Origin of the sequence: Aquimarina besae (genome assembly GCF_042434905.1) — a bacterium.
In the GTDB taxonomy this organism is placed as follows: domain Bacteria; phylum Bacteroidota; class Bacteroidia; order Flavobacteriales; family Flavobacteriaceae; genus Aquimarina.
This window is the reverse complement of the sequence record NZ_CP170199.1, coordinates 4412782-4424920: the sequence shown is the minus strand read 5'-3', so window position 1 is coordinate 4424920 and position 12139 is coordinate 4412782. Positions and strand designations below refer to the sequence as shown.

Sequence of the window (12139 nt, the reverse complement as noted above, 5' to 3'; positions counted from 1 at the left end):
CTAAACTTACTATACATGAAAAACATAATTTTATTTCTTGGAACGGCAGCGATTCTATTATCCTGCGGAAAGACGAAGAAAGAGGAAACAGTAGCAAAGGTAGAAGCCGTTACTGAAGAAGTAAATAAAGAATTAACTCCTGTTAGTGATGCTATGATGGAGAATGCGGTCATTTATGAAGCAAACATCCGTCAGTATTCTGAAGAAGGTTCGTTTAAAGCATTTACCAAAGATATTCCTACATTGAAAAATCTGGGAGTAAAAATACTTTGGGTGATGCCAATTTATCCTATTTCTACGACCAAAAGTAAAGGATCCTTAGGTAGTTATTATGCGATATCAGATTATACAAAAGTCAACCCCGAATTCGGAACTATAGAAGATTTTAGAGAGTTAGTGAAAACAGCTCACGAAAATGGAATATATGTTGTGCTGGATTGGGTAGCAAATCATACGGGATGGGATCACGTATGGCTAAAAGAACATCCCGAATTCTATACTAAGAATGACAAAGGAGAGATTACACACACTGTAGGAACCGATTGGACAGATGTGGCAGATCTTAATTATGATAACGAACAAATGAGAGCAGAAATGCTTAAAGCAATGAAATACTGGGTACAAGAAGAAGGAGTAGATGGATTTCGTTGTGACGTAGCAGGAATGGTGCCTGTCGATTTTTGGGATCATGCAGTTTCTGAGTTAAAAAAGATTAAGCCTGTTTTTATGCTAGCTGAAGGTTGGGAACCAGAACTTATGGAAAATGCTTTTGATATGGGATATGGATGGGATACACATCACGTGATGAACCATATCGCAAAGGGAGAGAATACCGTAGCTGACTGGGATAAAAGGATGGTAAAGGTAGATTCTATGTATGCTGATGATGACATTTTAATGAACTTTACTTCAAACCACGATGAAAACTCTTGGAATGGAACAGTTCAAGAAAGAATGGGTGATGCTAAAGAAATGTTTGCGGCATTATCTTATGTAGCACCGGGAATGCCATTAATCTATTCTGGACAAGAATATGATATGGATAAGCGATTACTTTTCTTTGAAAAAGATACAATCATCAAAAAGAAAGGAGTTTTCTATCCCTTATACGAGAAATTAGGAAAGCTTAAAAATGAAAATCCAGCATTACACGGAGGGAAAAATGCAGCTTCTTATACAAGAATTGAAACATCAGAAGATGATAAAGTTTTGGTATTTAAAAGAGAAAAAGAAGGAAATAAAGTAATTTTTGTTGCCAATATGACTAAGGAACCTGTAAAATTCACAGCAAAATACGAAGGAAAGTTTAAGGATTATCTTTCAGGTGAATATGTGGAAGGAACAAAAGACCAGGAATATGGACTGGATCCTTGGCAGTATTTGATATTGATTCAAGAATAGCTAATATTTCACGCTAGAATTTACAAAACGACCTATGTTTATAGGTCGTTTTTGCATTTTGTACAAAATATAGAGGATACAAAAGAATCCATATCAGAGTTTTGAAATTTTACTCATTCCTTAACACAATCTATGAAAATGTGTTAAAACCATACGTTTTTTGTCAGTAATTACTGAATTTATTAACCGAAAACGTTTTAGATTTTAAGCAAATTAGGTTATTGCAGTCAATAACGATAGATTTGACTTCAATGACAAAAAAAGTTAAAAATATCGCTGTGCTTACCTCCGGAGGAGATGCTCCTGGAATGAATGCTGCAATTAGAGCAGTTGTTCGTGCGTGTAGTTATTATCAAATACATTGCTTTGGCGTTTATAAAGGCTATGAAGGTCTTATACACAATGAAATGGAAGAACTAAATGCGCGATCGGTAAGAAATATCATAAATAAAGGAGGTACTTTTCTTAAATCGGCTCGTTCTAAAGAATTTCGTACTGAAGAAGGAAGAAAAAAAGCTTACGATAATTTAGTGAAGAATCATATTGATGCGCTCATTGTGATTGGAGGAGATGGTAGTTTTACCGGAGCTTTAAAGCTTTCTGAAGAATTTGATTTTCCTGTTGTTGGAATTCCAGGAACCATAGATAACGATATAAATGGTACCGATTATACGATTGGTTACGATACTGCATTAAATACCGTAGTTGAAGCTATCGATAAAATAAGGGATACTGCAAGTTCTCATAACCGTCTATTTCTAATAGAAGTAATGGGAAGAGATGCGGGAGATATTGCACTAAATGCGGGAATTGGAGCAGGAGCAGAAGAAATTTTGATACCCGAAGAAGATATGGGAGTGGATCGACTGATAGAGTCTCTTAAGAAAAGTAAAAAAACGGGAAAAACCTCTAGTATTATTGTGGTTGCTGAAGGGGATAAATCCGGTAAGAATATTTTCGAATTAGGTGAGTATGTAGAAGAGCATTTGGAGGATTATGAAGTGAGAGTATCTGTTTTAGGTCACATACAAAGAGGAGGAGCGCCAAGCTGTTATGATCGGGTATTAGCCAGTAAACTAGGCGTAGGAGCTGTTGAAACCTTATTAGAAGGTAAACGAGAAGTTATGATAGGTATTGTTCATAAAGAAGTAACTATAGTACCGCTCACCACCGCCTTGGGTAAAAGAACCCACAAACACGATCGATTAATTAAAGTAGCTGATATAACTTCAGTATAAATATAACCACGTTTTTAAATCAAAAAACAACTAAATTAGAACATATGAGTACGTTAAAAATTGGAATTAACGGTTTCGGTAGAATTGGACGAATCGCTTTTAGAATTGCTTCTAAGCGCGATAACGTAGAAATAGTAGCAATCAATGATTTACTAGATGTAGAGCATTTAGCTTATCTGTTAGAGTACGATTCTGTGCACGGAAGATTTGATGGTACCATAGCAGTAAATAATGGAAATCTTGTAGTAAACGGAAAAGAAATCCGTGTAACTGCAGAACGTAACCCTGAAGAATTAAAATGGGATGCTGTTGGAGTAGAAGTAGTAATGGATTGTACAGGAATCTTTACAACATTAGGAACCGCAGATGCACATTTAAAGGCAGGTGCCAAGAAAGTAGTTATTTCAGCACCTTCTGCAGATGCTCCTATGTTCGTTATGGGTGTAAATCATACTGAGGCTAAGGCTACAGATACTATTGTTTCTAATGCATCTTGTACAACAAATTGTTTAGCTCCATTAGCTAAAGTAATAGACGATAACTTCGGAATAGAAGAAGGATTGATGACCACCGTGCACGCGGGCACTGCAACTCAAGCAGTGGTAGATTCACCTTCTAGAAAAAATTATAGATTAGGACGATCTGCTTTAAATAATATCATACCATCATCCACCGGAGCAGCAAAAGCTGTTGGTAAAGTAATTCCTAAACTAAATGGTAAACTTACCGGTATGGCATTTAGAGTGCCAACTGCTGATGTTTCTGTAGTGGACTTAACAGTGAAAACTAAAAAATCTGTGTCCTATGACGAGGTTAAAGCCGCGATCAAAAAAGCTTCAGAGAATGAACTAAAAGGAGTACTTGCTTATACTGAAGAAGACGTTGTATCACAGGATTTTGTTGGTGAATCCCATACTTCTACTTTTGACGCTAATGCCGGTATTGCTTTGAATGATAATTTCTTTAAACTTATAGCTTGGTACGATAATGAATTTGGATATTCTTCTAAATTAGTAGACTTGTCTTCTTATGTAGGTAATCTATAAGGAGTAATAAATAATATTGCCCTGATTTTAAGTATAGTCGGGGCTTTTTTCTTAGCTAACACACACAACAAATAAAATTTCAAATGATTTTAATAGCTGACGGTGGTTCTACTAAATGCGATTGGATTCTCTTAGATGAATCTGGAGAAATCGTGTTTAAAACCCGAACAGAGGGATTAAATCCAGCTGTATTTGAAAAGTCCTTACTGGAAAAAAGAGTTCGAGCAAATGCAGAGTTAACTGCACATAGTGCAACCATCGGAGCCGTTCATTTTTATGGAGCAGGGTGCGGAACACCAACACCTGCCGCTATGCTTAAGAAAGTATTTGAAGACTTTTTTATTAATGCTGATGTAGTAGTTAGAGAAGATATGGTAGCGGCAGTATATGCAGCAACCACAGAACCCGGAATCGTTTGTATTTTAGGTACCGGGTCCAATAGCTGTTATTTTGATGGGGATGATATTCATATGGCAGTGGATTCATTGGGCTACATTCTCATGGATGAAGCTAGTGGTAATTATTTTGGAAAAAGATTAATCAGAGATTACTACTATAAAAGAATGCCTCCTGAGGTAGCGGAAGAATTTGAGAAACGATTTGATCTTAGTTCTGATGTAATAAAAGAAAACTTGTATAAGAAAGAAAACCCAAATACATACTTAGCTTCTTTTGCCGAATTTATATTTACAAGTGAGCGTAACGGGTATTTTTATAAGATTATCACAGAAGGTATTCAGGAGTTTGTCGAAACGAGAGTATTATGCTTCCCCGAAGCTCAGAATGTTCCTGTTCATTTTATTGGATCTATAGCGCATTTTAGTGAAGACATTATCAGAGCAGCCGTTTGGCCCTATCATTTAACAGTTGGAAATATAGTAAGGAGGCCTATCGATGGTATTATCGATTACTATCGAAATGATGTAATAAATAAGAAACAGGATACTAATAGCGTTTGAACATATTAATGGAGGAGGAGTTAATGATAATATTCTAAAATTATCAAATCTTCTCCTTTTTTCATTTTCCATAAACTGGCCACAAAAAAATAGCCGTTTTTGAAATCTTCATAATCACAGCCTACAAAGTAATCATCATCATCCTTGATGATTTTTTCGCAAATATGCCCTTTCATTTTTTGATTCCAAAAGCTTTTATTTTCTTTTTTATCAAGCCAATCGATTATATCTCTTTCTGAAATTACACCTAATTGAGTATCCTTCTTTTCTATAAGTTTGTCAACTTCAATTTCTGTAAGGTATTTGATAAACTTCTTACTAATGACCTCTTCTTTCCATATTTTTTTGGAATCCCAGTTCATTAGATATTTAGCGTTTTCCTCTTGTCTCTTCACTTTTTTTGTTTGGGGAATATATACTCGGGTAAAAGTAGAAAATTTTATTTATTAAAATTATAATTTAAGGTTATTCTTGTGCCTTGACCAGGAGTAGAGCTTATAAAAATTCTCCCGTTAATATAATTCATTCGCTCTTTCATGAAAAATAACCCCATTCCGCCTTCTGCATTATTTTTAGGTTTGCCTGGAATCTTAGAAAGGTCAAATCCTTTACCATTATCATCTATAGTAATGCTAAGCATAGATTCAGAACTATTTATAGAAATGAGTATGTAGTCTGATTTAGCATATTTGATAGCATTATTTACGGCTTCTTGTGTTACGCGATAAAGATTGGTTTCTACCAAAGAATCAAAACGCAATTCTAGATTAGATTTGTTTTCGAAAATAATATTCTTTGCTGTTAATTTTGATAGTTCTGTTGCCATTTTCTGAAGCGCAATACTTATTCCATAGTCCTTTAGTTCTGGGGGAGTAAGATTAAATGTTGCCGTTCTAATCCCAAGTATCAGATCTTTGGATAGCTGTTTAAGGTCTTCAATTTTTTGGTTAGTTTTTTCAATATTATCTGTATTTATGGACTCGATATTAAACTTTAAAGCCGTAAGCATTTGTCCTATGCTATCATGTATTTCTTTTGCAATTCTTTTTCTTTCTTCTTCTTGTGCTTCTACGATCTGACTCGCATTAGATTTTTGTAATTCTTCTTTTTGTTGATATTCTATATCGTTTAATCTTTTGATTTCATGTTGTGCCTCTTTTCTTTTAGAGATGTCAGAACATAAAACCAATCTTTCCGTATTTCCAGATTCTTTAAAAACATTGAGTATAGAAACATCTAGCCAAATTTTTTGACCGGTAGCAGTAATAAACTCAAATTCTTCATTAAACACGCCACCTTTATTCTGTGCGATGAGCTGTAGCAATCTATTTGTTTGTAGTTCGTTTAAATTCATCAGTTCTGCAAGGCTTTTTTGCTCGTAACCCTCATCTGTATTAAGAACTTTTCTAAATCTTTCTCCTAGACTTTTTACAAAACCAAGTTCGTTAACCCTTGCATATAATAAGGTCTGATCTAATGCTTTGGTAAGTGATACCAATTCTTGTATGTTTTCGTTTTGAATCCTCCTTAGCTTTTCTGCATTTTCAGCCATATTTGTGGCATCTTTTTGAGACCTTAGAAGTTCTGATATAGTATTTTTAATACTTAAGGCCACTGGTCTAAACAAAAGAAAGAATTCAAAAATCAGGATTAAAATAATGAGACCAAATAATGTGTATTCGATTTTTTTAAGACTCGCTATTTTAGCTTTTGCCTCTTTTTCATATCTAAATACGATTGCATCCATCTGTCTCAGAAAAAAAGGTTCGTTAAAGATTACACTGTCGAGATGAGGTTTTAGTGCGTCAGAGTGGATAGTATCTTTTTTTACTATTTCTAATGCCTGAAGACTATTTTCATAGATGGTTTCAAAATAAGGTTGCAATACCAAAAACATTCGTTTGATTTCGGTACTGTCGCTCTTTCCTTTAGGAATAGAATCATTGTACCTTTTCAATTTTTCGTGGGATACCTTCCAAAGATTAATAGTTCCTTCTAATTCTTCAATATATTCTTTCTTAGAACGATTATTTTGAATATAAGAGAGTAATAAAATCTCTTTAGTCAATTTTTGACTCAACATTCGTTGTCTACCCGATATATTGATAATTTTAGAGTCATCAATTTGCGAGTTAAGATACCTTTGAATAAAAAATTGCCCACCAATAGTAAATAAAGCTATAGCACCTAAGGCAATGATATAAATTTTACTTAGGCGATTAAATGTTTGATGGTCTAGTGATTCTAATTTGTTCAATACAAGTAAATTATGCGATAGCTTTCTGGATCAAATCTAATCCTTTTTCAGGATATGATAAAGTTAAAGCTGCCTTACGCCCTTCATCAGACATTTTTTTCCAGGTTTTTTGTAAAATATCTATCACCTTTTCTGAAGTATGTTTTTCGTAGAATTCCGGATAATAGAATTCGAGAAATACCAGACAAATAACGTCTTCCAAAGTCTGAGTATCTTCATCTTTTTTTAGTTTTTTCTTTTGTATTAAGAATGATACCCTGTCAATTGTTTCCCGATCATATCCCACTTCATTCAGGATTTCTGCAGTCTTATCGGCATGAAATTTTTTCAGCTCTGCTCTCCATTTCAAATATCCCACACGATCCATTGGATAGTCTTCCCTAGGAATTTCCCAACGACAAATGTGTTGTGCTCTGGCAGCAAGTTGTAAAGCTTCAGAAGCATTTGAAGTGAAATTAGAGAGCGTTTGGCTCATTCGTTGGCCATAAATTAACTCTTTTGCAATCGGTTGTCCGTTCACAATCTCTATATTAGGATCTTTGGCATTTGCGGCATCAAAAAGTGCAAATGCTGTGGTTAGTTTAGTAGTTGGCATAAAAGTAATGATGTTTACTGCCTGCTAAGTTAAGATTTTTAGGCAACAAAGTAATCATTCTTCGAAACCGACAAATACGATCCCATTTTCTATTTTCACAGGATATGTAGCAATCGGTGCCAGCTCTCCATTTAAGTTTTTTCCGCTTTCTAATGAAAATGTTTTTTTGTGCATCGGACAAGCTACTTTTGGAATTCCTCCTTGATCACCAATCATACCTCTGCTTAATACCATTTCCATTTTATGAGGACATACATTTTGACAGGCATACCAGGTATTCTTTCGTTCAAAATTGAAAACAGCTATCTGCTTTTCTTTATATTTTATGCACGCACCTCCGTTTTTTGGAAAATCATTCACTGTTGCTGCTTCAAACCACACTTTTACATTTTCGTAGGTAGTGGTTTTATATATTTCTAAAATTTCTTCCATATTTTTTTCTGATTACGGTCTTTTTATATTTCGAAATTTATTTCCAATGTTGAGGCATTTTTTGATCCCGTAACGGAACAAAAACTAAATTATCGTCTGTCGCATCGCTATTTACAAAATGATTAAAACGTTTCATCATTTCTTCATCTTGTATTGCTTGTGTCCATTCGCATTGAAAAGAATCCACCAACTTTGCCATTTGTAATTCCAATTCTTCTGCCAAATTCAATGTGTCATTGATAACAACTTCTTTTAGATATTTGATACCTCCTTCCAGTTTATCCAACCATTTTGCCGTCCTTTCTAATGGTGCCGCAGTTCTGATGTAGAACATCAGGAATCTATCGATATATTTAATCACGGTCTCATTATCTATTTGTTCTGCTAATAACTCTGCATGCTTAGGATTGGCTCCTCCATTACCACATACATATAAGTTCCATCCACCTTCTACGGCAATAACTCCGAAATCTTTGCATCTTGCTTCTGCACATTCGCGGATACAACCAGATACACCTCCTTTTATTTTATGAGGAGAACGCAGCCCCTTATATCTTTCTTCTAATTGAATAGCAAAACTGACACTTTCATCCATTCCATATCTGCACCAAGTCGATCCTACACAACTTTTTACGGTACGTAGTGATTTGCCATAGGCATGACCACTCTCAAAACCGTGATCAATTAAGTCTTTCCATATTAGTGGTAATTGATCCAATCTGGCACCAAAAAAATCTACCCGTTGTCCACCTGTTATTTTGGTATATAAGTCATATTTTTTACCAACTTCTCCTAAAACAATCAATTTTTCTGGTGTAATTTCTCCACCAGGAATTCGAGGAACTACAGAATAGGTTCCGTTTCGTTGGATATTGGCTAAGAAACGGTCATTAGAATCTTGTATAGTTATTTCTTTATTAGCAGTGTCAGCGTACAAACTAGCTAAGATAGAGGCGATAACCGGCTTACAAGTCTCGCAGCCATCACCTTTACCATAGGCATCCAGAACTTCATCATAATTTCTATATTCTTTTAACCTTATGATATCAAAAAGCTCCTGCCTATTATAGTCAAAGTGTTCACAAATAGTATCTTTTACTTCTTTTCCTAAGGATTTTAGAGTTGCATCTACCAAGTCTTTTACCATTGGTTTACAACCACCGCATCCGGTACCTGCTTTTGTATAAGAAATAACATCACCTACATCATTGGCTTTTCCATCTTCTACAACCCCGCATATTTGACCTTTGGTCACATTTTCGCAAGAACATATTTGAGCATCTTCAGGAAGATCCATCACATCACCAAGGAGTCCACCTCCATCACCGCCGCGACTGCCAAGAATAAGATCTTCAGGTTCCTCCGGAAGTTCCATTCCATTAATGTATATTTGGAAAAGAGCGTTGTAATCTGAAGAGTCACCTACCAAAATTCCTCCCAATAATCTTTTTCCATCTTTAGAAATATTTATTTTTTTGTAAATCCCCTTACGTTTATTTTCATAAGTAATTTCATCTATTTCTTCTTTTGCCTCATTTAAAGCATCTCCAAAGCTTGCTACCTCGGTACCGATTAATTTTAATTGTGTAGACATATCGATATGTTCAGGCATCGACTTGTTGCCTCCGGTTATCTGATTTACTACAACTTCGGCCATGTCGTATCCTGGGGCAACCAATCCATAGATCATACCATTTAACAATGCACATTCTCCGATTGCATAAATATGTTCATCAGAGGTTTGCATTTGTTGATTAACTATGATACCACCTCTTGTGCCAACTTCTAAGCCTGCTTCGCGGGCAACTTCATCTCGAGGCCGTATTCCGGCAGAGACTACCAGCATATCAACTTTTAATTCGTTATTATCTATATATTGTAATCCTTCTATAGTTTTATCCCCTTGAATAAATTGAGTCTGTTTAGATAGATGGACTCGTAAACCTAAACTTTCAATTTTAGATTGTAGCATGTTACTGGCACCTTGATCAAGTTGTCTTGGCATGAGTCTGGGTGCAAATTCTACAACGTGGGCGTTTAGTCCTAGGTTTTTAACAGCATTGGCGGCTTCTAATCCTAATAATCCTCCTCCAAGTACAGCGGCTTCTGTTTTTCCTTGTGCTTTTAACTTTTTAGCATAAATCTCGGTAGCTTCGAGGTCTTCAATAGTTCTATATACAAAAACCCCATCTTTATCTACTCCTTCAATAGGCGGTACGAAAGCAGAGGATCCTGTTGCAAGAACCAGATAATCATAAGAATAGGTTTCTCCTCGATGATTGGCTACAGTTTTTCGTTCTCGATTAATTTCGGTAATCATCTCAGAAATATGAAGATCAATATTATTATCTTCGTACCAATGGACGGTTGACATACTTAAATCTTCAGCGGTCTTACCATCATAAAATTCGCTAAGATGCACTCGGTCGTAGGCTCTTCTTGGTTCCTCTCCAAAAACTTTAAGCTTATAGTCTGTAAATGTATCTGAAGCTACAAATTTCTCACAGAACTTATAACCAACCATTCCATTACCTATTACTATTACCTTCTTCATTGAATTACGTATTTAAAAAAATAAAATTAAGTATTTATACGTAATTAAATGATAAGAATTACGTAATTATAAGTATTGTAAATTGAGAATTTAAAAATAATTCAAACAAGAGCCTGCAAAATTTTTGATGCAGGCTCTTGTTAAATTGACATAGTTAGCAGACTATTTTGTTTAAGACTTTGGGCTCCATTTCAAGAAGTTAGGTTTGATTACCAGCTGTACCCATCCCCAATTTTGTAATCCACTTGGATTAGGTTGATTTTTTAAGAACTCCATTCCTTCTGCGGCAAACATTTGTGAGTATCCAATTTTAACAGAAGCATAGGGAAGTAATTTTTGGGTAAAAACGATATCCACTTCGGTTCCTAAATATTTATCAGCTTCTGATCCATCTGTGTCATCTATTAGTGTTGCCGCAGCTCCAAAATAATGACCTTTAACAAGAAGGCTGGAGGATTTTCCGAAGTTAAAATTTGCTTTGGCATAGATGTCGGTTAACCCAACAGAGTTTGCGTGGTTCCCTACATAAAAGTAATCCATATATCCATTAAATTTATGGTTGGTACCATAAAGCGGAAAAAATGACTTATTTTTTCCATCAGTGGCGTCTTGGTCTGTACCACTTTGTATCTCAAAACCACCACCGATACCAATAGATCCAATTTTACCATTGGCTTCTAATCCAACTAAATATGCAGAAAGATCGGTTGATGGATTTGCAGCATCAGTTACATCAGGGCCTTCTCCTGCTTGTAAATAAGCATTTAGAGCAAGTCCAACACCTCCTAACTTAAACTTAGAATGCGTACCTATGGTGTGCGTATGATAAAATCCATCTGTAGGTGCGCCGTTTATTACATTCTGAAAAGTGTTATTTAATGCTAAAAAGCTAAGTGTTGCTTTTTCTGAAGCTTTCCAGGTCATATGTGCATATTCCATTGCCTTGTAACTAAAAAAACCGGTAACATTATAAATCGTACCGGATTGATTGCCGGGCAATCCGTCCAAATCATTTTGACTAAATGCAAAACCAAGGTCTAATTTAAACTTCTCATTTTTGTACTGCACCATCGCTAGATCATGAAAACGACCTTGCAATGCCCAATCCAGACCACCCAGAATTCTTTGATCATCATAAGAGATCATTTGTCGACCCAATTTAGTAGACCACCCTTTTCCAAAGGCCAGCGATGCCCAGGCCTCTGCGATTTGTAAGTTATTGTTGGCATCATTATCCAGAATTTGTCTGGTGTCTCCCCATATTCTTACATCCTGAACACTAAAATGTGCTTTGAATTTTTCTGAAGTATATCCAAACTTCAATCTGGCTCTTTGCTGCACAATGGCTGCCGGATCTACTCCTTGAGGCACCAGATTATTAAATCCGTGACGATATTCAAATCGATCCCTGAAATCTAAATCAATGCTTAATTCCTGAGCTTTCCCCCTAAACACAAATGCTACTAATAATAGTATTGTATACTGTAACTTATTTTTCATCTCTTAAATTTTTGTTTGTCGTGTGAAATAGTAATACACGCGATTGCTATGTTTTTTCAATTAATTCTATTAGCTGATATGATTAATTGAATCACAAAACTAAGTATTAATACTTATTTTTGATGTTTTTATTACGTAAAAATGCTTAATTTTAATT

Annotated in this window: 10 protein-coding genes; 4 read left to right on the top strand and 6 right to left on the bottom strand. The window is 35.3% G+C overall.

The window, feature by feature from the left end; translation table 11 throughout:
* Positions 1 to 15: 15 nt before the first annotated feature.
* The 4 genes from ACE94K_RS19560 to ACE94K_RS19545 all read left to right on the top strand — a co-directional run bounded on the left by ACE94K_RS19560 (position 16) and on the right by ACE94K_RS19545 (position 4644).
* Positions 16 to 1401 (top strand): alpha-amylase family glycosyl hydrolase, encoded by a 1386-nt coding sequence (locus tag ACE94K_RS19560; RefSeq protein ID WP_378176444.1) that lies wholly within the window; start codon positions 16 to 18, stop codon positions 1399 to 1401.
* 251 nt (positions 1402 to 1652) lie between these two features.
* The gene (pfkA, locus tag ACE94K_RS19555) at positions 1653 to 2639 is read left to right on the top strand and encodes a 6-phosphofructokinase (protein WP_378176441.1); all 987 of its coding nucleotides are present in this window, start codon (positions 1653 to 1655) and stop codon (positions 2637 to 2639) included.
* A 44-nt stretch (positions 2640 to 2683) separates the two neighbouring features.
* Entirely contained in the window at positions 2684 to 3685 is a 1002-nt protein-coding gene (gene gap, locus ACE94K_RS19550) for a type I glyceraldehyde-3-phosphate dehydrogenase (RefSeq protein ID WP_378176438.1), read from the top strand.
* Positions 3686 to 3768: 83 nt separating this feature from the next.
* The gene (locus ACE94K_RS19545) at positions 3769 to 4644 is read left to right on the top strand and encodes a BadF/BadG/BcrA/BcrD ATPase family protein (RefSeq protein ID WP_378176435.1); all 876 of its coding nucleotides are present in this window, start codon (positions 3769 to 3771) and stop codon (positions 4642 to 4644) included.
* 20 nt (positions 4645 to 4664) lie between these two features.
* On the opposite strand, the gene ACE94K_RS19540 is transcribed toward ACE94K_RS19545, so the two are convergent.
* The 6 genes from ACE94K_RS19540 to ACE94K_RS19515 form a co-directional block, all read right to left on the bottom strand.
* Positions 4665 to 5039, bottom strand: coding sequence for a hypothetical protein (locus ACE94K_RS19540; protein WP_378176432.1), 375 nt, complete (start codon positions 5037 to 5039; stop codon positions 4665 to 4667).
* A gap of 44 nt (positions 5040 to 5083) precedes the next feature.
* Positions 5084 to 6901 carry an ATP-binding protein gene (locus ACE94K_RS19535; protein WP_378176429.1) on the bottom strand — a complete coding sequence of 606 codons (1818 nt, stop codon included), beginning with the start codon at positions 6899 to 6901 and terminating at the stop codon, positions 5084 to 5086.
* 10 nt (positions 6902 to 6911) lie between these two features.
* On the bottom strand, positions 6912 to 7496 hold the full coding sequence (locus tag ACE94K_RS19530; RefSeq protein WP_378176426.1) for a DUF4202 domain-containing protein: 585 nt from the start codon (positions 7494 to 7496) through the stop codon (positions 6912 to 6914).
* Positions 7497 to 7550: 54 nt separating this feature from the next.
* Positions 7551 to 7928, bottom strand: coding sequence for a nitrite reductase small subunit NirD (gene nirD, locus ACE94K_RS19525; RefSeq protein WP_378176423.1), 378 nt, complete (start codon positions 7926 to 7928; stop codon positions 7551 to 7553).
* A 37-nt stretch (positions 7929 to 7965) separates the two neighbouring features.
* The gene (nirB, locus tag ACE94K_RS19520) at positions 7966 to 10482 is read right to left on the bottom strand and encodes a nitrite reductase large subunit NirB (RefSeq protein WP_378176420.1); all 2517 of its coding nucleotides are present in this window, start codon (positions 10480 to 10482) and stop codon (positions 7966 to 7968) included.
* 171 nt (positions 10483 to 10653) lie between these two features.
* Positions 10654 to 11982 (bottom strand): alginate export family protein, encoded by a 1329-nt coding sequence (locus ACE94K_RS19515; protein ID WP_378176417.1) that lies wholly within the window; start codon positions 11980 to 11982, stop codon positions 10654 to 10656.
* Positions 11983 to 12139: the final 157 nt, after the last annotated feature.

What these genes read in the sequence shown, in the direction of transcription:
- ACE94K_RS19530 (WP_378176426.1), bottom strand. Translation starts at nt 7,496, where the DNA reads ATGCCAACTACTAAACTAACCACAGCATTTGCACTTTTTGATGCCGCA.
- ACE94K_RS19515 (WP_378176417.1), bottom strand. Translation starts at nt 11,982, where the DNA reads ATGAAAAATAAGTTACAGTATACAATACTATTATTAGTAGCATTTGTG.
- nirB (WP_378176420.1), bottom strand. Translation starts at nt 10,482, where the DNA reads ATGAAGAAGGTAATAGTAATAGGTAATGGAATGGTTGGTTATAAGTTC.
- gap (WP_378176438.1), top strand. Translation starts at nt 2,684, where the DNA reads ATGAGTACGTTAAAAATTGGAATTAACGGTTTCGGTAGAATTGGACGA.
- ACE94K_RS19560 (WP_378176444.1), top strand. Translation starts at nt 16, where the DNA reads ATGAAAAACATAATTTTATTTCTTGGAACGGCAGCGATTCTATTATCC.
- ACE94K_RS19545 (WP_378176435.1), top strand. Translation starts at nt 3,769, where the DNA reads ATGATTTTAATAGCTGACGGTGGTTCTACTAAATGCGATTGGATTCTC.
- pfkA (WP_378176441.1), top strand. Translation starts at nt 1,653, where the DNA reads ATGACAAAAAAAGTTAAAAATATCGCTGTGCTTACCTCCGGAGGAGAT.
- nirD (WP_378176423.1), bottom strand. Translation starts at nt 7,928, where the DNA reads ATGGAAGAAATTTTAGAAATATATAAAACCACTACCTACGAAAATGTA.